The sequence below is a fragment of the Rhodococcus sp. 27YEA6 genome (assembly GCF_044908235.1).
GTDB lineage: Bacteria > Actinomycetota > Actinomycetes > Mycobacteriales > Mycobacteriaceae > Rhodococcus_F > Rhodococcus_F qingshengii.
Genome location: NZ_JBIYCY010000008.1, coordinates 13,391 through 38,693 on the forward strand (window position 1 = coordinate 13,391; position 25,303 = coordinate 38,693).

The following is a 25,303-nucleotide window of genomic DNA, read 5'->3' on the forward strand; positions in this document are numbered from 1 at the left end:
GGTGAATGCCCGCGAAACCGTCCGCACCTGGTTACGGCCGCCGACTCCCGTCCCGGCCGGCCCGGCCCTCGATCCGGCCGCCAGACGCGGAGTCTGGATCGAGATCACGATCATCCTGCTGGTCACCTTCGGACTCAGCGGATTGTCCGGGATCCTCTCGCTCGCCGAATCCTTGGCGACGCCGGTTGCGCTCTCGGATCAGACGGTTGCACTCAACCCGTCGCGGGCCGCCATCGACTGGATCGACCTGGCGCGCCAATTGCTGGGCGTCGCAAAGCTTCTCGCGTGGGCAGCGCTGGGACTCTATCTACTGTGGCGTTCGGGGGTCGGTCCACGTGCTGCGGGACTGACCCCCAAGCCTCGATTCGGGCGCGACATAGCACCGGGATTCGGCCTCGCCGCTGTGATCGGTCTCCCCGGTCTGCTGTTCTATCTCGTGGCTCAGGCACTGAGCATCAACCTCACCGTCCAGGCCAGTGCGCTCGACGATCACTGGTGGCGGGTGCCGATCCTCGTACTGTCCGCGATCGCGAACTCCGGTGCCGAAGAGGTGCTGGTCGTCGCCTACCTGATCACTCGCCTCCGAACGCTGGGTTGGAGCGAGAACAAATCACTGCTCGCGTCGTCACTCCTGCGCGGCAGTTACCACCTCTATCAGGGGTTCGGTGGCGGCGTCGGAAACGTGATCATGGGGCTCGTGTTCGGCCGGTACTGGCAGCGCACCGGGAAACTCTGGCCGCTGGTCATCGCCCACGCTCTCATCGACATGGTGGCGTTCATCGGTTACGCCCTCCTGCGCGATCACGTCTCCTGGCTGCCGTGACCGGTACCGTGAACTGGTGACCGGCGACTCCGAATATCCTCAGCGCCCTCCGCGGCGCCAGCCGCCAGGGCCACCTCCGCGTGGACCGATGCCTCCGAGGCAGAACCCTCCACGCCAGAATCCACCCCGTCAGGGCCCACCCCCGCAGCGGCGTCCACCGATGCCGCCGGAAGGGCCGACGGTCATTCGCCGCGACGGACGCCCGCAGCAGCAGAATCCGGCCAATCAGGCCTGGTCACAGGTCCCACCACAAGCGCCGCAGCAGCCCAGGCGTGAGGACTGGGCGCCGACCCAGCGCCCGCAACCGTTTCAGGACGACCCGCGCAGGCAGGGTCCGCCGCGTCAGGATCCGCAGCGCCAGGCGAAGTACGCGCCCGCACCGCCGCGCCGTACCCCGCCGAACGCCCCGCCGCGCCCTCCAGAACCTCCGAAGCAGCGACGCCCCCGCAAGCGTCGTAGCTGGGGTAAACGTATCGGCATCACGTTGTTGGTCTTGCTGCTCGCGCTGGCCGGCGCGATCTACTACGTCGACAGTTCGCTCAATCGAATCGACGCGCTGCCCGACTACGCGGGACGCGTCGCCGATACTCCGGGCACGAACTGGCTGATCGTCGGCTCCGACAGTCGTGAGGGGCTCACCCCCGAGCAGGAGCAAGCCCTTGCGACGGGCGGTGACACCGGCCCCAAGCGCACTGACACGGTCATCTTGGTCCACGTCCCCAAAAGTGGGAAGACGACCATGGTCAGCATCCCTCGCGATTCGTACGTTCCGATTCCCGGCTACGGGTCGGACAAGATCAACGCCGCCTTCGCCTTCGGTGGCGCTCCATTGCTGGTGCAGACCGTCGAAGAGGCAACGGGGCTTCGCATCGACCACTACGCCGAGATCGGATTCAGCGGGTTCGCCGGCATCGTCGACGCCGTCGGTGGCGTCAACGTGTGCCTGGCACAGCCGATCGACGATCCGCTGGCCGGGATCAACCTCCCCGCCGGATGCCAGGACTTGAAGGGTTCGGATGCACTCGGGTTCGTGCGAACTCGCGCGACGGCGCTCGCCGACCTCGACCGCATGAACAACCAGCGCCAGTTCATGTCGGCGTTGCTGTCGAAGGCGACGAGTCCGACCACGTTCCTCAATCCGTTCCGGTTGTGGCCACTCGTCTCCGATACCGCCAAATCTCTACAGGTCGACGAAGGCGATCACATCTGGAATCTGGCCTCACTCGCCTGGGCGCTTCGCGGCGGGATGACCACCACGACGGTTCCGGTCGCCGGTTTCGAGGACGTGGACGGTTCGGGCAACGTGTTGTTGTGGGACAAGGCGCGCGCTTCGCAGTTCTTCGACGCCCTGGCCAACGATCAGCAGATTCCACAGGATCTGATCACCACGGGGTAATCGCCCTGAGTTCCGGTAGTACCGCGGGAGGACAAGCCCGGCGAACAAATCGCTTTCCGGCAGGACGCGGAATCGGCGGCCGAAAAATACCGTGAAGGTATGAACACAACACACCGCCGATTCCGCACTCTCGCCGTCGTTGCCGCCGCCGTCGGAGCTGCTGCACTCGTGACGTCCTGCTCCGGAACCTTCGAGAAGTTCGACGACTCCAAGGCGTACAAGAAAACCGAAACCTTCTCTTTTGCACAAGCATCCAACGGAATCGACACACTGCCGAGTTGGGTTCCCGCCGGCGCAACGGGTATCGACGAGGTCATCCGCACCACCGGCAACGAACGCATCCTGCGAATGACTGCGAACATCGCGGAGATAGATCACAACAGCTGCATCGCACGACCCACCGTCGAAACTCGTCCCGCATCGTTGTCCGCACAGTGGTGGCCGACGGGGGTCGAGAAGGGCAGTTCTTTTCAGTGCGGCGATTGGTACGTCGGCGAAAAGGACTCGTTCGTCTACGGGTACCGACCGGAAACTGTGGGCTTCGTCATCGATCAGCTCGACAAGAAGTAGCTCCCTCTCAGCGGCGACGACCCAGTAACCTGTTGGGATGACACAGGCGAAGAACTCGAGCGAATTCACCACTCTGCTGCGTCAGCAGATCCGTAACGAGTTCACTGCATCGCAGCAGTACATCGCGGTAGCGGTGTACTTCGATGCACACGATCTTCCGCAGATGGCCGCGCGCTTCTACAGCCAGGCCACCGAGGAACGCGGTCACGCGATGATGATGATCCAGTACCTGCTCGACAACGACCTCGACGTGGACGTTCCGGGCATCGACGACGTCGTGACGAAGTTCGACAGTGTCCGGGCTCCGGTCGAGTTGGCACTCGAGCAGGAGAAGACGGTCACGGAGCAGATCACGCAGCTGGCACGCACCGCGCGCGATACCGGCGACTACCTGGGCGAGCAGTTCATGCAGTGGTTCCTCAAGGAACAGGTCGAGGAAGTGGCAAGCATGACAACACTTCTCACCATCGTCGACCGCGCCGGCGACAACCTGTTCCACCTCGAAACATTTGTCGCACGCGAGATGAACACCCCGGCCGCTGCCGACGCAATGGCGCCGACGCCCGCCGGCGGCGGCGTCTGAGGGCCACCGGCCTACCGAGTCTCAGGCCGCTCGGCGGCGTTCAGTGATCTGAGGAAATTGTTGTACGCCTCCAGATCACTGTCGCCGTCGATCTCGGCGCGGCGGTCCAGGTCGGCATTCATCCGTTTGTCGTCGCGGTTCCAGCGCATCGCGAAGATCACGACCACCACCAGCGCGACGGGCTCTCCGTACGACCACGCGAGGGCGCCCGCCAGCTGCTGATCCTGCATCACGTCCACGCCCCACTCGGGAGGCGGATCCACGAACGTGGTCAGCAGCGGCTTTGTCGCCATCATGAGTACGACGCCGATGAACACGTGCAGCGGCATCTCCACGAACAGGTCGAAACACCGGCCGAGGTAGCTCTGTCGCACCGGCAGTGGGCCGGTGGCGAGCACCGGCATGATGAAGAGCAGACCGCTGGCGAGAAAGAAGATTTCGAGAAAGACGTGTCCAGCCGGTAACGCCGAGACGGTGTCGAAGATCGGCGACAGGTAGATCCCGTAGTAGCTGAACAGAAATACCGGGATCGTGAACCCGGGGTGCAGCATCCACCGCGCCGGTGGGCTACGCAATGCCGAGAGGGCAAGCGCGAGAATGCCTTTTCCTATTCCTCGGTGCGGCGTCGAACGTAGTAGCAGCAGTCCCGGCGAGCCCAGTACCCAGAGCGGCGGGATCGCCATCGAGAGCGTCAGGTGTTGGAACATCCAGACGCTGAAGAGTTCGTAGCCGTAGCTCTCGACCTTCAGTCCGGTTACCGCGATCAGCAGCAGGCACCCACCGAGGAAACACGCTGTCCGATACCACGGCCATGGTCGCCCACTCGCGCGAACTCGCTGAGCGCCAGTCCAATACCAGAGTGCAAGAACAACTCCCAGGGCAGGAAGAAGCGGGAGGGATGAGGTATCCCACTCCAGCATCTGCCCGATCGACGGCGGCGGCGTGTCATTCACGAACGCTTCACCGGCGGGTCCTCCTTCGTCTCCATGCGGGTACCGTCGACTCTACACCTAACTACTATGTTGGATAGTATTTAGGAATTCGACGGAAGGTACGGGTGCACAGCAGTGTCCAGAAGCATGAAGATATCCGCCGCCCTGATCGCGGTGTTCGCGGTAGCACTGATCACGTTCATCACCGTCGATCCGATTCGGGCAGACAACGAGAACGCCGATCGGGCAGCACAATCCACCGCCGTCCTCACCGACGACGCGTACCGATTGACCTCGGCCGCCGATGGCAAGGTGAACCTGGTCGAATTCCTCGACTTCGAATGCGAAGCCTGCCTCGCACTGTACCCGACGATGGAGCGGATCAGAGCGGAGTACGAGGATCGAATCACGTTCGGCATCAGATACTTTCCGATTCCGAGTCACACCAACAGCACTCTCGCGGCGCAGGTCGTCGAATCCGCATCTCGCCAGGGCAAATTCGTCGAGATGTACAAGCGAATGTACGAGACGCAGTCGCAATGGGGTGAATCCGCCGAATCACAGGAGGCGCTGTTCCGTTCCTACGCACAAGATCTCGGACTTGACATGGCCCGATTCGAATCCGACCTCGGCAGCCGCGGCGTCCGCGAGCGGGTCGAGCGCGACTTCGAAGAAGGCCGACGCCTCGGCGTCCAAGGTACTCCGACGCTGTTCCTCAACGACGTGAAGCTGGACCAGATGCCGAGCTACGAGCAGTTGAAAGCCCAGATCGATTCGGCCTTGGGAGAATGATCAGGTCAGAACAGCGCAGATCCCCGCGGAGACGGCCACCGTCACGGCTGCGGCAACGGCCGTCGTGACAGCGGCCGGCACACAGGCCGCCACCGCGCAGGTCAGTCGCCGAGGCGACGCCACGTCGCCGTCGACCAGGGAACTCAATCGCACCGCGGTCGCGCTGCCGCGATCGCTCAAGCTCCAGTCCGGCTGAGGAAGCGGCGATTTCGACACCACGGCAAGGGCGGAACGCACCGCAGCCGGGCTGGTGACGCGAGCGGCGTGTCTGTCCGCCGACAGTTCGACGATCGCGCCGACGGCAGCGGGTGCCGCCGCGAACAACGGCACTCGCGGAAGAACTGCGGCCAAGACTTCGCACGCACCGACAATTCGGTGATGACCGCCGCTCAGGTGTGCACGCTCGTGCGCGAGGACAGCATCCCGCTCGCCTCCACTGAGAGCGGATGACAAGCCTTGCGTCGCAACAACAAATCCAGGCTTTCCGGCGACGCTGTACGCCATAGGCAGCGGATGATCCAACCACAACACGTCGGACTCCGAGTTGTCGCGGCGCGCGACGATCGAGAGAACATCACGATGGAAATCTCGGACCCTCGCGTGCTCACGTGCCTGCTTGCGGCCGGCCAGCACGATCCGAACGGCGATCACACCCACCACAGCAACGGCTGTGCCGGTGATCAGTTCACCCACCCATGAACTCGTGCCGTGCGCGAAGGCGCTGAAACACCGAGCGATACCGTCGACCAGCCCCTCGACCGGCGCGTGGCTCGGCCACACCAGAACCAAGACCGCGGAGAGAGCGAGATACAAAGCCGACGCCATGCTGCCGAGCCACGCCGCGAGCAGCACCGCCGGTGACAACGCCGAGGAAACGGCTCGCAACACTCTCGGAACCAGGAATCCCACGAGCATCGCACCGAGAAACATCGGCAACGCCAATGTCATTGCACACCTTCCCCGGAAAGACCCCGGCGCAGGGCCTCGTTCTCGGCATCTGTCATGGTCTTGGCGAAGTGCAACAGCACGGCAGCGGAATCGGAACTGCTGTCCAACAATTCGCGCAGTGCTCTGGATGTGGCCTCTTCACGGCTGCGACTCGGCCGATAGAAGTAGGCGCGACTCTTCTTCTCACGACTCACCCAGCCCTTGTCGTAGAGATGCGTCACGACGGTCAGGATGGTGGTGTACGCAAGTTGTCGACGCTCACCCAGGGTCTCGACCAGATCCTTGACCGAGAGCGCGTCGTCGGACTGCCAGAGCACATCCATGACCTCGGCTTCGAGTCCGCCAAGCCCCTGCATTGCTCCTCCATCGCGTCGTGACAGAACTTCAGTCGCCCGTGGTCTTCTCCCCGAACGACACGCCCCGGGAATTCAGGTACGCGAGCGGATCGGTCTTCTGTCCGTCAGATTGCCACACCTCGTAGTGCAGGTGTGGTCCTGTCGATTGTCCACGATTGCCCACGGTCGCGATCAACTCACCCGCCCGCACCTTCTGACCCGCAACCACGAGCGCCTCGTTGATGTGTCCGTAGACGCCGACGGTCCCGTCGTCCTGCTGGATGCGGACCCAGAGCCCGAATCCCGCGGCGGGACCGGATTCGAGCACAACACCGTCGGTCGCCGACACGATGGGCGTTCCGATCGCGTTCGCGATGTCGAGGCCGTAGTGGGTGGTTCCCCACCGTGGACCGAAGTTGGACGTCATCGTCCCGCTGACGGGGGCCATCACCTGTGGCTTTTCGGCCTCGAACGCCAGCGCCGCTCGCTCGGATTCGAGTTGTCGCGTCTTGCCGAGTTGTTCGGCTATTCCAGCAAGATCCGTCGGCCGGACAAGGTCGAGGATCTCCGGCGCCGACACCGCAGATGCATCCTCGACTGCAATCGGCGGCGGCGACGCGTGCCCGATGGAAGTGCCGGACGCGAGGATTGCACCCGTCGCCACGGAAACCGCGGCCATGCGCCCGCCGGGTCTGATCGGCTCGGATTTTCGATGTCTTCCCACTTCTCGGTCCTCGCGTCGATGACAAATGAAGGTCTACGCCGCCACCTTACAACTATGTTGCATAGTTTTTAAGACATGCACTATTGCGCATATATGCATATGTGTCTAGGCTGGCGTCGACGAAAGGACCTTCGATGTCACACGGACACGGGCACGGAATCTCCCCCGCCGAGGCTGCGACCAGCAACAGCGGCAAGCATGTCAACAAACTGTGGATCGCCGCCGGCCTCGGGTTGGTGACCTTCGTGCTGCAGGTGACGGTCGGCCTCTTGACCTCGTCACTGGCCCTGCTCTCGGACTCGGCGCACGTGTTCACAGACATCTTCGGCATCTTCATGGCGCTCGCCGCGATCCTCGTCGCACAGCGTGCCGCCCGGCGCCCCGACCGTACTTTCGGCATGTACCGCACGGAAGTGTTTGCGGCACTGGCCAATGCGATCCTGCTCTTCGCAGTCGCCGGGTGGGTGCTTTACGAGGCCGCCAGCCGCTTCACGGATCCGCCCGAGGTTCCCGGCCTTCCCGTCGCGACAGTCGCCGTCGTCGGTCTGGCGATGAACGTCATCGCCTTCCTCATGCTGCGCAGCGGCGCGAAGGAAAGCATCAACATCCGCGGCGCCTACCTCGAAGTCATGGCGGACATGGTCGGGTCCATCGGCGTCCTGGTCAGCGGCTTGGTCACGCTCGCGTTCGGTTGGCGCTACGCCGACCCCGTCATCGGCGTCGCGATCGGCCTCTTCGTCTTGCCACGTGCCTTCAACCTGGGCCGCCACGCCGTTCGCATCCTCCTCCAGCAGGCTCCCGACCGCATCGACGTCACCTCGATCATCGAGAAGATCAACGCTCTGCCGGGAGTCGTCGACGCGCACGATCTGCACGTCTGGACACTCACCTCGGGGATGGAAGTTGCTTCCGTTCACGTCACCGCGGTCAGTGACGCCGATCCCACAACGGTGCTCGCAGCAACCCGAACCTTGCTTGCCGAGGAATTCGAACTGGGGCACGCCACCGTACAGGTGGAACAACAGGGAAGCGACGGTAAATGCGCGGAACTCGCCTGGTGAAATGGACATTCCAAAATGAAACATTCGAATTCACCAGGCTCGATAACCTCACCGAATTCGAAGAAAAATTAGGTCTTCTTTAGTTTGGGAACGCTTACCACAATAAGGTCATACTGGGATGACAGGGCCTCTGACCTGCACTATCTTGGAATTCATGACTTCTGGGGAGACTCACATGACCAAATTCCACGCACTACTCCGAGACCAGATTCGCAACGAGTTCAACGCTTCGCATCAGTACATCGCGACAGCGGTTTACTTCGACAATGCGGACCTGCCACAGCTGGCAAAGCACTTCTACAAGCAGGCTGTGGAAGAGCGTAACCACGCCATGATGATCGTTCAGTATTTCCTCGATCGCGACATCAACGTCGAACTCACCGGCGTCGACGCCGCGAAGGCCGACTTCAAGGATGCCCGTGAGCCCATCGCTCTCGCGCTGACGCAGGAGAAGACGGTCACCGAGCAAATCGTCCAGCTCGCGAGCACTGCCCGCGAAGAAGGCGACTACCTCGGCGAGCAGTTCATGCAGTGGTTCCTCAAGGAGCAGGTCGAGGAAGTTGCAAGCATGACAACACTTCTCACCATCGCGGACCGCGCAGGCGCCAACCTGTTCGACCTCGAAGACTTCGTGTCCCGCGAGATGAGCACCGTCGGTGACACCACCGGTGCACCGAGCGCAGCCGGCGGAACCATCTAGCCTGCAGCACTCACGGATTTTGCCCTCGAGCCGAACGGTTCGCTTCCTGCCAGCAGGATCGAACTGATCAGCTCGGGGGCATCTGTCATCGGTACGTGCCCAAGGCCGGGCAGAACCATCAACTTTGCCTGCGGGAACGGCTTTTTCACGCGCTGCGCCTGATACACGGGCAGGATGAGATCGCGTCGACCCCACGCAACCGTCACCGGCACAGTGGGATCCACGATGGGCGGCAGCACGAAGTCCATCTCGAGACCGAGATCGACGAGTTCGTTCGACACGAGCGAACGGCAGTCGGCCAACGCCGCCGCATAACCGACATGACTCGGATGAGCGAAGAACGCGGCGAGCGCCGGATAGCGAATCAGCTTGTACCGCAATGCGCGTGGCAATCCGTCGCCCATGAGCTTGGCCGTGCCGCGCAGTGCACGGAACGTGTTGATCGCTCGCACCTGATCGAGGTGATTGACAAAGAACCCGGCCGGCGAAAGAGCTGTCGCCGACGCGACATCTCCGCGCGCTGCCAGCGAGAGGGCAATCCAGCCGCCGAGGGAGTTTCCCGCGACGTGGGCACGCTCCCCCGCCGGCGTCACTTCCTTGACGAACTCACTGACATCGTCGATCAGCTGTCCCATGACGTCCGGACCGAGTTCGGGCAGCAGCGACTCTCCGTGACCCGGCAGGTCGACGGTGACGACGCGGCGGTACGGCGTCAGCTGGTCCAAAAGCGAATCCCACGCCTGCCGTCGATGGACGATGCCATGGACGAGCACAAGCGTGGGACCACTACCGGAGATGTCATGCGACAAGGTCATGTCACCAACATTAACCGTAACTTCGCGTAACGCCTATAGTTCGGGCGAAAAAATCAGCGCAGCGTGACCTGACGACCACGAAGTCCGTCGCGCGAGCGAAGCTCGGCCGAGGTCAGCGGAGCATCGACGGCCAGAGCCTCGGCAAGACGCTCACCGAGCTCGACGGTTGCCGCTACCCACTCGTTTGCATGCTTTTCGCGGTCGAGGTCGAAGACGGGAACCAACAGGCCGTGGGTGCGGAACGAGCCTGCGTAGCGCGAGCCCTCACCCAGATGCAGTCCACCGGTCGCGTGCACGCGCGCCAGCGCGAGCATCAGGTCGTCTTCGCTCTCGGGACGAACCCAACGCAGGTGCGCCTTCTCGCCGGCGTCGACCCACCACGCGGCAACGAGGCCGTCGCCTTCGAGGCGTGCAGAGGGCATGATCGCCGAGTTGGCGTGCTGCACGGTGGCGGCAACCTCGGGATCGGTTTCGACGCCCTCGGGGATCCACCAGTTGAAGTTCTGGTGCACGGTGATGTCGAGCAGGGCCGAGGGATCGACGACAGCGGTGACTGCGGGGGTCTCGGAATCGGGGTTCGCGGCAGAAAGCGCGTCGCCGGGGGCCGCGTCCTTGATCCAGTTCACCGAAGCGGCGAGGTCTGCGCCGAGGTCGGCCGAGTGCGCCTGAACCTGGACACCGACAAATCCTGTGGCCGTCTCGCCCTCGTCACGGACGAGTGCGGCAACAGCGCCGGGGAGGACCGTTGCCAACGTGACGGGACGGTCGGAGCCGATGACCGGCAACGGAGCCGTGGCGGACGGAACGAATTCGCGCAGCGCAACCAGATCGCACTCGGCGGCAAGGCCCTCGAACGGGCGGCTGACTACGCCGGCAGCGGCTTCACGCTCTGCTTGGCGTGCCGCCAGCTTCTCTGCGCGTGCGCTGCCCTGCTTCGGTCCACTGTTTCTTTTGCTCTTCTTGGCCACGAGGGCAAAATCTACACGCTGCCCAGCCATTGCTTCGTGCGCCCGGGATGGTTGGTGGCAACCCAACTGACCCCGAGCTCACGACACAGGTCCACATCCGCCTTGTCGTCGACGGTCCAGCAGTACGTCGCGCGACCCGCAGCAGCGGCCCGATCGACCAGATCGGGATGTTCGCGCAGTGCCTTGATCGACGGCCCGATCGCCGTAGCGCCCACAGCCGTCGACGCACCGCCGCCGAGGTACCGCGACGCGTCACCGAGCAGGACCGTCGGCAGCAGCGGTGCCGAACGACGCACTCGCCAGACCGCACTCGCCGAGAAAGACATGACGACAGCGCGCGAGTGATCGGCCGACGGCGGTGACGCGATCCCGAAGCGGTGCAGTTCCGCCAGGAGTTTGGCTTCGACCAATCCGCCGAACCTCACGGGGTGCTTGGTCTCGATGAACAGCTTCACCGGGCGCGCAAAATCCAGAGCGAGGGTGATGAGGTCGGAGAGAGTCAGCAGTTCGGCCGGTTCGCTCGTCGACCCGTAGTCCAGAGCGTTCAGCGAATCGAGCGTCATCTCGCTGACGATCCCCGTCCCGCTGGAGGTGCGGTCGACCTTGCGGTCGTGAACGCAGACCAGGTGTCCGTCGCGGGTGAGCCGGACGTCGCATTCGAGCCCGTCGGCACCCTCCTCGAGGGCCAGTTCGTAGGCGGCGAGGGTGTGCTCCGGCCGCGCAGCCGACGCACCTCGGTGCGCAACGACGAGTGGACCTCGACGATCTGGGCTCACAGGGCAGCGGTCTCCTTCTCCTCCAGCACCGTCTTCTCTTCCAGCACCGTCTTTTCTTCCAGCACCGAGCGCGGCACTGGCACCCACCGGGTTTCCGATTCCGGTTCACCGCGCCAGCTCTTGCGCTCGATCCGGCGGATCACGACGAGTGTCAACGCCGCGGTGACGGCAGCGATCAGTGCGATGAAAGCGTTCAGCAGAACCCCGTCGGCCATTGCCTGAATCCCCGGGCGTGATCGCCAGTACGCGTTGACCACCAGCAGCAGAGCGCTGAATGCCCAGAAGCCCCACCAGATCTTGACCAACAGGGTTCCGCGCGGATCGCGGCGGACCAACTCGAAGAGATAAACGGCCGGCATCACCAGGTTGAGGATCGGCACAGCGCAGCCGACGACAACTTCCGACGCTGTGCGTGGATCGGATTCCCGGGCACCTGCGAAGTGTTCACGACGCCGACGAAGCAGCCAGCACACAGCGGCGATTGCCGCGAAGACCGAGATCAGCAGTCCACCCAACTGAGTGAAGTACACGGCGGCGTCGGAGACCGTGAGCAGCGGCTGCGGGATCAGCCTGGTGCGGTTGCGGACCAGGATCGCGTATCTGCCCAGTTCGGCGAACACTGCCAGTCCGTAGAGGATCGTTGCGAGCGTCAGCAACGGCCCGACTCGGTCGGCCATCCGGTCCGCTCGCGAGGGCGGCACCGGTGAGTTGTCGACGACGTCCTGGAGTCCCCACTGCGGGACAGCGTCGTAGCGCGGAGTGGAGAAGCTACGACGCACTGGTGCGTCCCCCACGCCGCGGGGGTCGGACGGGGAGCGCGCGATCCAGCGGAAGCCACGGCGGTTGGGCGGTTGGTAGATCTCGGTGCGGGTGGGGATCAGCAGGACGCCGCTGCAGCGCGGGCACCACTGCGTCGGGCCGCCGACGACAGGCCAGCGTGCGGCGCACCGGGCGCAGACCTGAACGACACTCACAACTTCGATTCTGTCACGCCGTATCGGTAACGGCAGCAAATGGATTCACTCCCGATTTGTGATCGAACCTCCACCGCGTTCACCTGCATTGTTCGAATAATGTGACCTCCGCCACTTAAAAACTCGAGTTATCCACAGTTTCCACAGGTTCATCCACAGTTCTGGATGAATGAATCGGGCTTTATCCACAGGTCACGGGCAAGACCCTGAGAATTTGCTGACAGGTGTTAGCGAACGATGCACAGGCTCGAGGATGAATTTGACACCGCAGGTCAGTGAACTTTCGGGCGTCGACGTCATTTATCCCGGCAAAGTTCACAATCCATTCAGAAATTGCTCCCGAAAAGACAGAAAAGACCGGTATCCCCTTTTTGTGAGAAGTCGGTTTTTGACACACCTGGAAGCATGACCGTCGATGACTTCTCCACAGCCCGAGCCAACTCTGACGTTCACCCCGAGACGGGTCACGCAGCTCGCGTTCGTGTTGATCGGATGTCAGCTCGTCATTCGCGTCTGGGTTGCCGCGAGCAATTACTTCTACTGGGACGACCTCATCCTGATGGGCCGCGGAGGACGCTTCCCACTCTTCGCGAGCGAACTCCTGCTCTACGACCACGACGGTCACTTCATGCCCGCGGCCTTCTTCTTCACCGGGTTGATCGCCCGTATCGCGCCGTACAACTGGGCGCTGTCGGCAACGCTGCTCGTCATCGGTCAGGCCGCCGCGTCGTTGGCGCTTCTGCGCACTCTTCGGTTGGCCCTCGGCCGGCGACCGGCACTGTTGATTCCGCTGCTCCTGTATCTGTTCGTCCCGCTGACACTTCCGGCGTTCTCGTGGTGGGCAGCCGCGCTCAATGCATTGCCGCTCCAGATCGCGCTGGCCTGGGCATGCGGCGACGCGATCAAGCTGTACCGCACCGGGCAGGTGCGCTACGTGTTCTCGGGCACCGCGGTTTTTGTCGTCTCCTTGCTGTTCTTCGAGAAAGCAGTGCTCGTTCCGTTCGTGGCACTCGCTTTTCTGGTGCTGTACTTGCGCACACAAGGTGAAGGAACGCCGATACGAAGTGCGGTCACGAAGTGCCGACGCCTGTGGACGGCCTGCGCCGCCGTGCTCGCGATCTGGATTCCGGTGTATCTGACAACTGTCGAATCTCCGATCACCGGATACGGCCGTTCGATGTCCACCGAACTGCTGCATCACGGAACGTCTTTGGGGATGCTTCCCACTCTTCTCGGCGGCCCCTGGCGCTGGGAGCGGTGGATCCCCAGCCCCGCCTGGGCCGATCCGCCGACGCTTTTGGTGGTCGCAGCCTGGGCCGCGCTGCTGACGACGGCCGTGATGACAGTGCGTGCCCGACGCGGCGCTGCCTGGATCTGGGCTGCCGCGGCGCTGTACTTCCTGGCCTCCGTGGTGGCGATGACCGCTACCCGATCCGACGCCGACACCACTTACGAGTTGGCGCAGACCTTGCGTTACTTCACGGATTCGGCGACGGTGTTCGCCCTCGCCGCCGCTCTTATTCTCGCTGCGCCTCGGCGACGTCCGGCCCGTTTGCCCGTCGCAGTCGCCGCCGGCCTGTCAGTGCTCTTCGTGATCAGTTCGCTCGTCTCGACCGTCACGTTCGTCGACATCTGGCGCGAGAACCCGACCCGCGACTACCTCGCGAACGCGCGAATGTCGTTGTCACAGAATCAGGATGCTCCACTGCTCGAGCAACCCGTCGCGATCGAAGTGCTCCTTCCCGTCGCCTTTCCGAACAATTTGGCAAGCAACGTTCTCGCGCCGCTGCCTGATCGCCCCGAATTCTCTTCCAGCACTCCGATTCTGCGCACCATCGACGACAGCGGTCAGATCGTCGATGCCGAAGTGACCTGGACGAGAAGGATTCCCGAAGGAACGGCGCCGAACTGCGGCACCCGTGCCGAAGGCCCGACCGAGCTCCCCCTCGACGGCCCCCTGGCCGGCTGGGAATGGACGGTTCAGCTCAATTACCTCGCCAGCGCCGACGGAACGATCGATGTTGCGTTGGAGTCCGGTGACGCAGTATCGGTACCCGTGACGCAGGGTTTGCACTCGGCATTCGTGCGCCTGGTCGGCCACGGAAACAGTGTGAAGATCACGCCGACAACGCCGGGACTTACGCTGTGTTTCGGCGCCGGACAAGTCGGTGCCGTCGTCCCGACCTCCGCAAAATAGTGGCAGAGTGGAAGTCATGGAGCTGCGTATATTCACCGAACCCCAGCAGGGCGCTACCTACGAACAACTACTGACTGTTGCCCAGACCGCCGAAAAACTTGGCTACGGCGCATTTTTCCGCTCGGACCACTATCTCGCCATGAATTCCGACGGCCTTCCCGGGCCCACCGACGCGTGGATCACGCTCGCCGGAATCGCCCGCGAAACATCCACCATCCGCCTCGGCACTCTGGTGACGTCGGCTACGTTCCGTCACGCCGGACCGCTGGCCATCTCGGTCGCACAGGTCGATCAGATGAGTGGTGGCCGCGTAGACCTCGGCATCGGTGCCGGCTGGTACGAGGAAGAGCACCAGGCGTACGGCATCCCGTTCCCGGCGCTCAAGGATCGCTTCGAACTGCTCGAGGAAACTCTCGACGTCGTGACCGGTCTGTGGCGTACTACGGTCGGCGACACGTTCGACTACGACGGTAAGCACGTGCAGATCAAGAACTCTCCCGCGCTTCCCAAACCGCACCAGGTCGACGGTCCGCCGATCCTGATCGGTGGCACGGGCAAGAAGAAGACTCCAGCGCTCGCCGCTCGGTTCGCAAACGAGTTCAACATCCCGTTCAAGTCCCTCGAGGAAACGAAGGACATCTTTGCGCGGGTTCGTCAGGCTTGCGTCGAGCACGAGCGCGATCCGAACGAATTGGTGTACTCCAACGCTCTCGTCCTGTGCTGCGGCCGCGACGAGGCGGAGATCAAGAAGCGCGCCGAGGCTATCGGACGCGACGTCGACGAGCTACGTGAGAACGGTCTGGCCGGAACACCTTCGGAGCTGGTCGACAAGATCGGCACTTTCGCCGAGGCCGGTTCACAGCGCGTGTATCTGCAGACTCTCGATCTCGCCGATCTGGATCATCTCGAACTCGTCGCAAGCGAGGTCATGCCCCAACTGCAGTAAAGAATGGGCCGGGATCTACAGCGCGTTCGCGTCGAGGAACGCGCGTAGGTCTCGGTCCCACTGGGCCGAGCGGGAACGGTCGAGAAAGACGCGCACCAGCATGAAAGCGATGACCAGCAGCGACATCACGCTGAACCAGGTGAAAACCCCGGTCACCACGGCTGCGACGTCGGCAGCGCTCTGAGTGATCGGAGCTACGGTCTTGTCGCCCTGATCATTGACGTAGATGGGGACCTCGGTGCCGGCGGGCGTCGCCGAGTCGACAGTGACATCACCCGTATGAACCTGGCCGTTCCAGTTCCACTGCGCGCTGGCCATTTCGGTGGTCGGCGCAATGTAATCGGCTGTCGAGGCGGTGGTCTGCGTCGAATCTGCTGTCGTCGTCGCCGAAATGCTGTGTAATTCGGCGGATTGTTTGGCGATCAGTGCGTTCTGACTCGAAGCAGTCGCAGCCCCTGCCCATACCGCGAGAGGCAGCAGAAGAATCGCGAAAATGATCAGACCGAAGGACATGAACCCTTCGATCCGATCACTGCGGCGAACCATCGGATCGTGGCCTACATGAATGGTGCGTCGGAGCAGCGACGCAGTTCCTCGCGTACTACCTGACATTGTGAGCTCAGTTCTCTCGACGACACACTCTTACATCGAGATTCCCTTTGTTTCGATCTAGTTGCAAGTGTTAACGAGCTGAATCACATGTGTCCTCCAACACCTGTCCAGTTATTCGCTCGGCGGAAGGATGTCCGTCTGCGCCGGAACCTGATCCTGACGGAGCAATCCGACCGGGCAACTGACGCCCGTGGCATGCACCGGGCAGTAACCGCCGGGATTCTTCGCCAGATACTGCTGGTGGTAATCCTCCGCGTAGAAGAAGTCGCGCAGCGGGCCGATTTCGGTGGTGATCGCTCCATATCCGGCTTCGGCAAGCCGTTCACCGAAAGCGACGGCCGACGCATGAGCGATTTCTTCCTGCTCCGCGGACGTCGTGAAGATCGCCGAACGGTACTGCGAGCCCTGGTCGTTACCCTGACGCATCCCCTGCGTCGGATCGTGGTTCTCCCAGAAGTGCGCCAGGATCTGCTCGTAGGAGATCACTGCGGGATCGAAGACCACCAGCACGACTTCGGTGTGACCCGTACGTCCGGAGCACGTCTCTTCGTACGTCGGGTTGGGCGTGAAGCCGCCCGCATAACCCGCAGCGGTCGTGTACACGCCGGGAAGCTGCCAGAACTCCTTCTCGGCGCCCCAGAAACAACCCATCCCTACGACGACGGTCTGCAGTTCGGCCGGAAACGGCGGCGTCAACGGATGCCCGTTGACGTAGTGCGCGGTCGGAACCGGCATTTTCTGCTCTCGGCCCGGGAGTGCGTCCTCAGGCGCGATCAGCGTGGATTTTGCGGACGCTCGTCCCAGAATGTCGTCGTACCAGCTCATGCTTCGATGCTACGCGCGAGCGACTGTTTCGCCACGCCGTGATCGCGCGGGCGCCGGGCAGCTCCACCCACCGGTAGCCGATTTCTGCTACCGCGGCCGTGGCCAGAAGGAAGAGCGCAAACGCCAGCGTCGGTCCGACGTACAAAACAGTGTTCTCGACGACGCGGTACAGGATCAGGGTGTGCACGAGATAGATGACGTAACTACGCGTCGAGAGCCACTTCACGACCGGCCAGCGCGTCGGGACGCCGTCGTAGCGGCCGATGAGAACTACCGCTGCGGCGACTACCGAAATGGTCCACAGATAGTGCTCACCGGCCCAGTAGACGCGGAACTGGGTCGCCACGATGATGACGTGCATCTGGACGAGGACGGCCGCGATCAGCCAGCGGCCGGGAGCGAGCTTCGCCCACGCGAGGTACATGATCTGGCCGAGGAAGACGGCCGGCAGCGTCGCGGCGATCTTGGACAGCATCGGCACGGTGTACGGCAGCGGCGCGTAGACGTTGTAGAGCAGCACCAGCGAGCACAGCGCACCACCGGCGAGCGGCATGACGATCGGTCGCAGCCGCAGTATCGGGCGAGCCGCTACGCATGCGAGATAAAAGAGGAATTGGACGGTGAGTGTCCAGGTCACTCCCAGAACTGCCACCTCGGGCTTGAGAAAGAATCCGCCGAGAAAAAAGCTCATCAACGCTTCGGTATCGGAAATACCTTCCTGACCGCTGAACATTCCGTTGATTCCGAGGCGGACCAGAAGAATGGCAATCGCGGTCGCCACCCAGAATGCGGGCAGCAGTCGACTGAATCGGTTGGTCAAGAACTTTCCGGGGCCGTCGCGAATCGCGGATCGCGTCACCAGAGCACCGGTAAGCATCATGAATACTGCGACGCCGACAAAAGAGAGGTGCTGGTTGAGTTCGGCAGGCTCGATCAAAACGCCGTAGACGACGTCGATCACCCACCAACCCGAGCCGAGATCGTCGATGACGTAGAAAGAGATGTGGGAGTAGATCACGGCGGCAACCGCCAGGGCTCGCAGCAGGTCAGCGCCCGGAAGATTCACCCGAGGCGCGGCCGCCTCTGGTGATTCCGGGAGGAAAACTGGTGCGGGCATCGCGCAAGTTTAAGGTTCCGTTCACCTTTACGACGAATTTGCGCATATTAGCTTACCCTTAGATCGGGGCAAGTTCGGTTTCCCAAACTTTATTCTTTGGTGATTACTACCTGAGCCGGACTGTTGCGGACGGTGTACGAATGTTATTGGGTGGAAACCCGAAGAATGATTTGCACATACGCGAGTGACGTCACGCCGTGACCGGTGATCGACGCACTCTAAAGCACCAGGGCTCACCAGCCCGCAAAGAAGGGACCCTCGTGTCTGTTTACACGCTGCCGGAACTCCCCTACGACTACGCAGCCCTCGAGCCGCACATCTCGGGCAAGATCATGGAGCTGCATCACGACAAGCACCACGCGGCTTACGTCGCCGGTGCCAACGCTGCACTCGAGAAGCTGGCCGAGGCTCGTGAGAACGACACCATCGCAGCGCAGGCCAACCTGCTCGAGAAGAACCTGGCGTTCCACCTCGGTGGCCACACCAACCACACCGTTTTCTGGAACAACCTCAGCGCTGACGGTGGCGACAAGCCCGAAGGTGAACTCGCCGCAGCGATCGACGACAACTTCGGTTCGTTCGATCTCTTCCGCGCTCACTTCTCCGCGAACGCCAACGCCATCCAGGGCTCCGGCTGGTCCATCCTCGCGTGGGACTCGATCGGACAGCGTCTGATCATCGTCCAGCTCTACGATCAGCAGGGCAACATCTCCATCGGCCTCACGCCGCTGCTGCTCCTCGACATGTGGGAGCACGCTTTCTACCTCGACTACCAGAACGTCAAGGGCGACTACGTCAAGGCATTCTGGAACATCGTCAACTGGAACGACGTTTCGGCTCGCTTCGACCGTGCACGTACCCAGACCGCAGGTCTGATCGTCTAGTCACGCTCTTCTTTCGAACGGCGGCGCCTCACCAGGGGCGCCGCCGTTCGTGTCAGCAGAGCACCACCGAGCAGGACCGTCGTGGCTCCGAAGACCAATGCCAGTGTGCGAGTTCCGGAGTCACCGCTGCTCGCGGTGGTCTGATTCACGGCCACCGGATCCGACAGCACCGAGGTCAGCTGAACCTGCTGCGGGGTGGTCATCGCGGGAATACCGGATTTTGCGCCGTCGAGGCCCGTGACCAGTGACTTGGCGATTCCTTGCAGCGTCGTGAATCCCTGGGTGATCTGATCGGTCACGTCACCGAGCATCTGCGGCGCCTGATCAGCGATGGGAATGAGGCCGTCGTTCAATTGTCCGGCAGCACTGCTCAGTTGATCGCTCGCGCCTTGCAGCTGCCCGACAGCGGTGCGGACTAGATCACCGAGCTCCGTATCGGGCCCGACCGAGCCACCCAACAGCGCCGGAACGGTGCCCAATTGCGCATTCAGCGCACCGAGATCCGAACTGACACCGGCCAGTTGCGCTGTCACGTCAGGCGGGATAGGAAGGCCGTTCAGCGCAGTCTGCAGCGTGTCGATTCGTGTCTTCAGTTCCGCGGTCGAGGACGACGCCTCCCCAAGCGTCAGGCCCAGTGAGTCCGCGCGCGTGGCCAGCTCTTCCGCCGACCCCGACGCCTGATCGACAACACCGGACACCTGATCCGCGACGCTCATCAGCTCCAACGCCCCGGACCGTGCGGTCTCGAGGTACGGCAGCAGAGTGCCTGCGCCTGCTTTCACCTGATCGATGGACTTTCCGGCCTCGTTGGTTCCGGCGACCAGAATCTGTGCGGTGGTGAGGTTTTGATCGATCGAGCGTCTGGCGGCCGACGTCTGAGCCAGCAGGCCCTTGATGCCGTCCGCGCCGACCTGCGCCGACACGGCCCGAGTCAACTCGGCCGCCTTCTCCGAATCCGAGCCCTTCACCTCGAGGTCGACGCTCGCCTGCCGTGGATCCATGCCGAACATCGACGCGACGGTTTCGCTGAAGTCCTCCGGCACGGTCAACGTCGCGAAGTAGTTCCCGCCGGGGTTGTCGACCACCTGGAAGTCGAAGTCTTCGTTCTTGCCCAACGTGTCCACCAGCGTGTCGCCGGCCCGAAGTTCCTTGCCGTCGAGCGTGGTTCCCGCGTCGGCGTTCACGATCGCGACGGTGTTCGAGGTGTCGGCACCGCCCGCGAAGATCACGAACCCGATCCCCGCCACCGCAGCCGCGACGATCGCGGCCACACCACCGACTGCCAGCCGTCGACCGAGTCGTGACGGCCGGCGATGGGAGTTTTCTGTGGTGTTCTCGGCGCTCATGGGCGAGACGATAAAGCAACAACTTGTAGAAACACTGAGAGCCCTAGTCTGCGGGCGTGGCCGGCTTCTCAGACTCCTCGGGTTCCTCCTTCGGCATGTCCCGAGGCCCACTGATCAGGATGTCGGCCCAGCGCGTGGCTGGGTCGATGTCGAGCAGGACGGCCTTCACCAACAACGAGAGCGGGATCGCCAGCAGCGCTCCGAGCGCCCCGAGAACCCACGACCAGAAGACAAGTGAGAGGAACGTCATCGTCACCGACAGTCCGACGGCGTCGCCGACGAACTTGGGTTGGATGATGGACTGGATCACGAAGTTGATGACGGAGTAGACGACGATCACCCACAGCATCAGCCACGGCCCGCCCTGCAACAGTCCCAGGAGCGCCGGTGGAATCACGCCGATGACGAACCCGATGTTGGGGATGTAGTTGGTGATGAAGGACAGCAACGCCCACAGGACGGGCAGCTGAATGCCCATGAGCCACAGCGCGCCACCGTCGAGTACCGCCACGATGAGGCCGAAGACCGTCGAGACCACCAGGTATTTGCGAGTTCCGGCGGCAAAGGTGGAGAGCGCGTAGGAGATTTCGGGACGTTGCTCGGACAGCACATGCAACCGCGAGCGGATGCTCATGCCGTCGAAGGCCATGAACAGCAACAACGCGAGAATGAACACCAGATCCGACAGGATGCCGAGCAGGCCCTCCAGCCCGCTTTCGAGTACGCCCACAACCTTCGTGAGATCGACACTGCTGAGCGTGCTTTGGATCTGTTCGGTGCTCACGCCGAAGTCGGCCAACTTGTCGCGGCCCTCGTTGAGGAGGTTGGTCATCTCCTCGGAGTACTGCGGCAGGATCGTCGCCAACTGAGCCGTCGACACGATCAACGACGCCGCCAACCCGAGCAGGATCAAGTACACGGTGACCAGTGAGCCCAACATCCCGACCCACTTGGGCCACCCTCGGCGCTGTGACCAATCCTGAATGGGCTGAACGGCAATCGTCAGCACCAGGGCCAGGAATACCGGTCCGAGGATGCCGCCGAACACCTTCATTCCGCCGACGGCGACCACGGTGGCGGCAATACCGAGCAGGACGATCAAACCGCGCGGGATCGACCAGTTCTCACTACCGGACAGCGTGGGGATCGGAGTGGGAGCCTCGACGGCCGGCTTTCCCTTCTTAGAGAACACCGGCTTAGAGAACACCGGCTTCCTTTGCCCGGCTCCTGATCTGGAATGCTCCCACGATCATGAAGAGGCCGAACAGGATTGCGTACCAACCCAACAACCAGATGAGGCTGATGATGCCTTCGCCGGGCGCGATGAGAAGAATGATGCCGAAGATGACAGCAAGCACCGATGCGGCGAGCAACCATCCCCAACTGGATCCGGGCAGCGCCTTCATCTTGAAGGCGCCGACAATTCCGAAGATTCCGAACATGATGGCGTAGAAGGCAATTATGTACAGCAGCACCAGCGCAGTGATGCCCGGCCAGACCAGCGCGACGATGCCGGCTCCGACCGAGACGACGCCCGTGAACACCCACCAACCCCACGAGCTCAGATGCTCGCGGTCCCGGATGGCGCGAACTATCGTGATCAATCCGTCGGCGATGGAGTAGATACCGAACAGGAAAACCAAGGCCACCACGGTAATTCCCGGCCACACGAGCGCGATGATTCCGAAGATCACGCCGAAGATTCCGCGGATCAGGATCATCCACCAGATCTCTTTGCCGTACTGCACGAACGGATTCTGCGTGACCATCAGTAGCCTCCGAAACAAGCGGGTGTCTCTGACCGATTCAACAGCTCTTCAAACAGGGCAGTACCGACAGATCGTATGACTCTTGTGACCTTTCCGCCCATCGAAACGCGCGGCTGATACCGAGTTGTGCTCTTCGGGTACGAAGCGAGGGGACTTTCAGCCTGCTTCTCGAATACTTGCTTCTCGAATACCGGGCGCAGTCCACGATCCCGACAGCACTGCAGCCTTCGGCCAGTACAGGCGCAGAAAGACGTTGAAGTCGCCGGACGGAGCCGGCAGCCAGTTCCGCTCCTTCTCACCACCAGGGGATTCGTGCTGAAGATAGATGTCGAGGGAACCGTCGTCGGCAAACACCAGATCGCTGCGATCGCCAATCGCGTATCGGTCGATCGGGTTGTCCACAAAGAACTGCCGCTCGTTCATCATCGTGAGCGACCAGAAGCCCTCGACCGGTGGCAGCTCGTCCTTCTCGAAGTGCAGGACGTACTTCTTCGCCCCGGTCAGCGGCTTCCCGTCGACGTCCGTCGTGGCATGCGGGTACACGGCATCAGCGTCGAGATTGGCCCCGAAACCGAGCCAGACGATCAGAGCCCGCTGAGCGTAATGGGTTCCGTAGTGTCCCAAGCCGCGGTGCATCGTCCAGCCGTTCTTCGGACTGCCCTCGGCCTCTTCGGCGATCTCGCTCAGCACGTCCATACCGGTTCGCGCAGCTCGATCGAGGGCATCACGTACCTCCTGCGGACGCGACCTCCAGGGCAAGGAGGAGCCGATTCCTATGTCGGACAGTTGTTTCATCATCTCGGTGTCCTCCGGACGCGGAGGATTGTCGTCGAGAAGTGCGTCGAGTCTGGTGAAGAATGCCTCGCCGTCCATGGCGGCCACCTGGTCCACCGGCGGCGTCCGCGTGTCGACGGCAGGGTTCACCGGCATTTCACCGGGCGTGTAGTCCTGCGGGTCACCCGTCCACTCCGACAGAGGAGTAAGTCGCGTCCGGTCCTGCAGGCTGTGCACTTCTGCCAGGTCCGTCCCCCCCGACGTCGCGTAGCGGGAGACTATCCAGTTCATCGCCGTCGGAGACCGCAGCAGCGTCAAACCCTTGGGCACGTTGCCTTTCCAATTCGGCCCGGCCACCAGGTACGGTCCCCCGGTCCGCCCGACTGTCCGAGATCCCGGAACCGTGAACACGTCGCTCCACGCGTCGAGGATTGGGACCAGCCAGTACCGCGTGCCGAAGTCCGGCAGCGAGAGCACCTGCGGTTCCGTCGAGACGTCCAGCCACCCCGACGAATAGAGAGTGTCCGCGTTGGGTGAGACGACATCGGTGAAGGTCGCATCCGGCGTCGTACGCGCGTAGGCGAACTGGTTGAGCGGGGCTTTCATCGCCACCGGCGAAGGCACCGCCGTCATGACATCCCGCGATACCGCAGCAATCAACAGGGGATATCCGAAGATCCACGCCTGCGTTGCCAGGTCTTCGAGCCGAGAACGGTTCTTCGACAGAGTCATGCCTGCGCATACCACCGCCCTCACCAGCGCAAACCTGGCTGGCACTCTCCCTGTCTTGTGTGCCAGTACCGAATGGGTGCATATTTCGATTACCCAACGAGGTGTGCCGGACCGACGCATGCGCGTCTGCCCGAGATTTGCCCCAGCACCGAGGGAGGAACAGAAATGAACAGAAACGAAGCAATAGGCATTTCTCCGTTCCAAGCCGCTGGGTCTTTGCAGGGGTTCGTCATTTCCGGTCGTTGGCCGGACACCACCCAGGAGTGGGCGCAGCTTCTCGCATTGGCTGTCCGCGTGGCCTCGATGCCAGGTTTGTTGCCGACCACGACGGTCTTCGGGGTCCGTGAAGACGTTCCCGAAGATCCGCAGCCGGGCACCGTCGGTCTGGTGGTCGCCGAAGGTCCGGTACTCGGCGATTTCGCCTTGACACCCGGCCGTTTCTCCGACCATCAGCCACCGGCGCTGATCATGCTGCACCCACCGTCGGAAACCACGCCCAGCCTGCCGGAATGCGAGGGCAGCGCGTCGGGGTGCGTACTGCTGCCAGGCCTTCCCTATCTGGGTTTGGAGCATCGTGCGGCGTGGGTCGAGGCTGAGCCGGACGGCACAGTCGTCTCCATGATCAGTCGTGTCGGCATCGATCCGATCAGCGATCCCGACACCGCTGTTTTGGCCATGCTCCTCGCCTCGTGACGGCCCCGGTAAGCGATAAGTTCGGACTCCCAAACTTGCTGTGCGCTTTGCCAATTCGTTTCAGGCGCGCTAACGTGGGCAGCAACGAAGGGGAGTAGCCCCCAATCGCCCGTGTCGACATACTGGTTCGACGCGCTCCGCCTGGTGCGGATCGCGAAGCACCCGGCCTGGCGAACCGAAGGTCCTGTGGCCTCGGTGGGCGAGACCTTCGGCCGGACAAGCGCACCCACTGCGCCTGCCCAGGCCGGAGGCTCGCATTTTTCCTCCGACCTACACCGACCGGAGGAGTAAATCTTGCTTGCCGCAATACTTTTGAGTTTCGGCGTCATTTTTGTCGCAGAACTCGGTGACAAGTCCCAACTGATGGCAATGACGTTTGCCTTGCGCTATCGCTGGTGGGTCGTCCTCGGCGGAATCACCGTCGCCACCACCCTTGTTCACCTCGTCTCGGTCGCCGTTGGCCACTACCTGGGCGTCGCCCTCCCCACCGCGGCGATTTCCATCGTCGGCGGTATCGCTTTCCTGATCTTCGGCCTCTGGACCTTGCGCGGTGACGATCTCACCGACGACGAGCAGAACAAGGCCGGTCGCGTCACGCGATCCGCCTTCATCGCCGTCGCCTCGGCCTTCTTCCTGGCAGAACTCGGCGACAAGACCATGCTCGCCACCATCACCCTTGCGACTGACAACGACTGGATCGGCGTCTGGATCGGGTCGACGGTAGGCATGGTGGCGGCCGACGCTCTCGCCATCATCGTCGGCTCGGTGCTGGGCAAGCACCTTCCGGACGGATTCATCAAGATCGGCGCCGCGGTGCTGTTCTTCGTCTTCGGTGTCTGGCTGCTGCTCGAGGGCATCTTCCCGGACTCGTCGGCCGGCATCATCGGCGGTGGCGTTGTCCTGGCAGTGTCCGTACTGGGTGCGCTGGCACGGATGATCTGGAAGCGCTCCCGTGCGACCGACTCCGCTACACACCTCGTCGACGACAATCGGACGCCGATCGACTGACGC

General features: G+C 62.7%; 27 protein-coding genes. 12 read left to right on the forward strand and 15 right to left on the reverse strand.

From position 1 onward, the window contains the following. Nucleotide 1: 1 nt before the first annotated feature. The 4 genes from ABH939_RS20420 (at nt 2) to ABH939_RS20435 (ending at nt 3,372) form a co-directional block, all read left to right on the forward strand. The gene (locus ABH939_RS20420; RefSeq protein ID WP_404650038.1) at nt 2-823 is read left to right on the forward strand and encodes a CPBP family intramembrane glutamic endopeptidase; all 822 of its coding nucleotides are present in this window, start codon (nt 2-4) and stop codon (nt 821-823) included. 160 nt (nt 824-983) lie between these two features. After that, nucleotides 984-2,219 carry an LCP family protein gene (locus tag ABH939_RS20425; protein WP_007736010.1) on the forward strand — a complete coding sequence of 412 codons (1,236 nt, stop codon included), beginning with the start codon at nt 984-986 and terminating at the stop codon, nt 2,217-2,219. A gap of 99 nt (nt 2,220-2,318) precedes the next feature. Further along, nucleotides 2,319-2,789 (forward strand): hypothetical protein, encoded by a 471-nt coding sequence (locus tag ABH939_RS20430; protein WP_042453189.1) that lies wholly within the window; start codon nt 2,319-2,321, stop codon nt 2,787-2,789. Nucleotides 2,790-2,826: 37 nt separating this feature from the next. Then, complete coding sequence (locus ABH939_RS20435) at nt 2,827-3,372, forward strand: ferritin (protein ID WP_003944176.1); 546 nt, start codon at nt 2,827-2,829, stop codon at nt 3,370-3,372. A gap of 11 nt (nt 3,373-3,383) precedes the next feature. Here the strand turns inward: ABH939_RS20435 and ABH939_RS20440 are convergent, their stop codons facing one another. Beyond that, nucleotides 3,384-4,325: a cytochrome c oxidase assembly protein gene (locus ABH939_RS20440; RefSeq protein WP_064113812.1), complete on the reverse strand. Its 942-nt coding sequence runs from the start codon at nt 4,323-4,325 to the stop codon at nt 3,384-3,386. Nucleotides 4,326-4,451: 126 nt separating this feature from the next. Between ABH939_RS20440 and ABH939_RS20445 the strand changes: the two genes are divergently transcribed. Then, entirely contained in the window at nt 4,452-5,096 is a 645-nt protein-coding gene (locus ABH939_RS20445; protein ID WP_030535837.1) for a thioredoxin domain-containing protein, read from the forward strand. On the opposite strand, the gene ABH939_RS20450 is transcribed toward ABH939_RS20445, so the two are convergent. From ABH939_RS20450 to ABH939_RS20460, 3 genes are read right to left on the reverse strand one after another with little or no spacing between them, the layout of a single operon-like run. Further along, on the reverse strand, nt 5,097-6,044 hold the full coding sequence (locus ABH939_RS20450) for a M56 family metallopeptidase (RefSeq protein WP_007736002.1): 948 nt from the start codon (nt 6,042-6,044) through the stop codon (nt 5,097-5,099). It lies immediately after the preceding gene. Then, nucleotides 6,041-6,400 (reverse strand): BlaI/MecI/CopY family transcriptional regulator, encoded by a 360-nt coding sequence (locus ABH939_RS20455; RefSeq protein WP_003944179.1) that lies wholly within the window; start codon nt 6,398-6,400, stop codon nt 6,041-6,043. The genes ABH939_RS20450 and ABH939_RS20455 overlap by 4 nt, the downstream gene beginning before the upstream one ends. Nucleotides 6,401-6,428: 28 nt before the next feature. Next, the gene (locus ABH939_RS20460; RefSeq protein WP_042453198.1) at nt 6,429-7,058 is read right to left on the reverse strand and encodes a M23 family metallopeptidase; all 630 of its coding nucleotides are present in this window, start codon (nt 7,056-7,058) and stop codon (nt 6,429-6,431) included. A 179-nt stretch (nt 7,059-7,237) separates the two neighbouring features. Between ABH939_RS20460 and ABH939_RS20465 the strand changes: the two genes are divergently transcribed. Both ABH939_RS20465 and ABH939_RS20470 read left to right on the forward strand, forming a co-directional pair. Beyond that, the gene (locus ABH939_RS20465; protein WP_058038064.1) at nt 7,238-8,164 is read left to right on the forward strand and encodes a cation diffusion facilitator family transporter; all 927 of its coding nucleotides are present in this window, start codon (nt 7,238-7,240) and stop codon (nt 8,162-8,164) included. 154 nt (nt 8,165-8,318) lie between these two features. Continuing rightward, entirely contained in the window at nt 8,319-8,864 is a 546-nt protein-coding gene (locus tag ABH939_RS20470; RefSeq protein ID WP_030535839.1) for a ferritin, read from the forward strand. Here ABH939_RS20470 and ABH939_RS20475 read toward each other — a convergent pair. The 4 genes from ABH939_RS20475 to ABH939_RS20490 are packed head-to-tail and all read right to left on the reverse strand — an operon-like array spanning nt 8,861 to nt 12,397. Beyond that, nucleotides 8,861-9,679: an alpha/beta fold hydrolase gene (locus ABH939_RS20475; RefSeq protein ID WP_003944129.1), complete on the reverse strand. Its 819-nt coding sequence runs from the start codon at nt 9,677-9,679 to the stop codon at nt 8,861-8,863. The two genes, ABH939_RS20470 and ABH939_RS20475, sit on opposite strands and share 4 nt — an antisense overlap. Nucleotides 9,680-9,732: 53 nt before the next feature. Beyond that, nucleotides 9,733-10,647: a DUF5926 family protein gene (locus ABH939_RS20480; RefSeq protein WP_003944127.1), complete on the reverse strand. Its 915-nt coding sequence runs from the start codon at nt 10,645-10,647 to the stop codon at nt 9,733-9,735. An 11-nt stretch (nt 10,648-10,658) separates the two neighbouring features. Continuing rightward, nucleotides 10,659-11,423: a glycerophosphodiester phosphodiesterase gene (locus ABH939_RS20485; protein ID WP_003944175.1), complete on the reverse strand. Its 765-nt coding sequence runs from the start codon at nt 11,421-11,423 to the stop codon at nt 10,659-10,661. Next, nucleotides 11,420-12,397, reverse strand: coding sequence for a DUF4328 domain-containing protein (locus ABH939_RS20490; protein WP_058038065.1), 978 nt, complete (start codon nt 12,395-12,397; stop codon nt 11,420-11,422). Before ABH939_RS20490 ends, ABH939_RS20485 begins: the two co-directional genes overlap by 4 nt. Before the next feature lie 415 nt (nt 12,398-12,812). On the opposite strand from ABH939_RS20490, the gene ABH939_RS20495 reads away from it, so the two are divergent. Continuing rightward, the gene (locus tag ABH939_RS20495) at nt 12,813-14,594 is read left to right on the forward strand and encodes a hypothetical protein (RefSeq protein ID WP_404650039.1); all 1,782 of its coding nucleotides are present in this window, start codon (nt 12,813-12,815) and stop codon (nt 14,592-14,594) included. Between the two features lie 16 nt (nt 14,595-14,610). Further along, nucleotides 14,611-15,540, forward strand: coding sequence for an LLM class F420-dependent oxidoreductase (locus ABH939_RS20500; RefSeq protein ID WP_058038067.1), 930 nt, complete (start codon nt 14,611-14,613; stop codon nt 15,538-15,540). A gap of 15 nt (nt 15,541-15,555) precedes the next feature. Here ABH939_RS20500 and ABH939_RS20505 read toward each other — a convergent pair whose 3' ends face one another. The 3 genes from ABH939_RS20505 to ABH939_RS20515 all read right to left on the reverse strand — a co-directional run bounded on the left by ABH939_RS20505 (nt 15,556) and on the right by ABH939_RS20515 (nt 18,094). Continuing rightward, the gene (locus tag ABH939_RS20505) at nt 15,556-16,152 is read right to left on the reverse strand and encodes a hypothetical protein (RefSeq protein WP_223304488.1); all 597 of its coding nucleotides are present in this window, start codon (nt 16,150-16,152) and stop codon (nt 15,556-15,558) included. 111 nt (nt 16,153-16,263) lie between these two features. After that, nucleotides 16,264-16,977 (reverse strand): peptide-methionine (S)-S-oxide reductase MsrA, encoded by a 714-nt coding sequence (gene msrA / locus ABH939_RS20510; protein ID WP_020905733.1) that lies wholly within the window; start codon nt 16,975-16,977, stop codon nt 16,264-16,266. After that, a complete protein-coding gene (locus ABH939_RS20515; protein WP_047272742.1) occupies nt 16,916-18,094 on the reverse strand; it encodes an acyltransferase in 1,179 nt (392 codons plus the stop codon). Before ABH939_RS20515 ends, msrA begins: the two co-directional genes overlap by 62 nt. Before the next feature lie 260 nt (nt 18,095-18,354). Between ABH939_RS20515 and ABH939_RS20520 the strand changes: the two genes are divergently transcribed. Further along, entirely contained in the window at nt 18,355-18,978 is a 624-nt protein-coding gene (locus ABH939_RS20520; RefSeq protein ID WP_003944189.1) for a superoxide dismutase, read from the forward strand. Here the strand turns inward: ABH939_RS20520 and ABH939_RS20525 are convergent. From ABH939_RS20525 to ABH939_RS20540, 4 genes are all read right to left on the reverse strand, one after another. Beyond that, nucleotides 18,975-20,324, reverse strand: coding sequence for a hypothetical protein (locus tag ABH939_RS20525; RefSeq protein ID WP_404650040.1), 1,350 nt, complete (start codon nt 20,322-20,324; stop codon nt 18,975-18,977). The two genes, ABH939_RS20520 and ABH939_RS20525, sit on opposite strands and share 4 nt — an antisense overlap. 43 nt (nt 20,325-20,367) lie before the next feature. Further along, nucleotides 20,368-21,516, reverse strand: coding sequence for an AI-2E family transporter (locus ABH939_RS20530; protein WP_042920602.1), 1,149 nt, complete (start codon nt 21,514-21,516; stop codon nt 20,368-20,370). A 4-nt stretch (nt 21,517-21,520) separates the two neighbouring features. Next, nucleotides 21,521-22,093 (reverse strand): HdeD family acid-resistance protein, encoded by a 573-nt coding sequence (locus ABH939_RS20535; protein ID WP_003944155.1) that lies wholly within the window; start codon nt 22,091-22,093, stop codon nt 21,521-21,523. 156 nt (nt 22,094-22,249) lie between these two features. Next, nucleotides 22,250-23,599, reverse strand: a complete 1,350-nt coding sequence (locus ABH939_RS20540; protein ID WP_404650042.1) for a DUF1254 domain-containing protein — start codon at nt 23,597-23,599, stop codon at nt 22,250-22,252. A 165-nt stretch (nt 23,600-23,764) separates the two neighbouring features. On the opposite strand from ABH939_RS20540, the gene ABH939_RS20545 reads away from it, so the two are divergent. Continuing rightward, entirely contained in the window at nt 23,765-24,292 is a 528-nt protein-coding gene (locus ABH939_RS20545; protein ID WP_003944138.1) for a hypothetical protein, read from the forward strand. Nucleotides 24,293-24,586: 294 nt separating this feature from the next. Next, nucleotides 24,587-25,300 carry a TMEM165/GDT1 family protein gene (locus ABH939_RS20550; RefSeq protein ID WP_058227350.1) on the forward strand — a complete coding sequence of 238 codons (714 nt, stop codon included), beginning with the start codon at nt 24,587-24,589 and terminating at the stop codon, nt 25,298-25,300. Nucleotides 25,301-25,303: the final 3 nt, after the last annotated feature.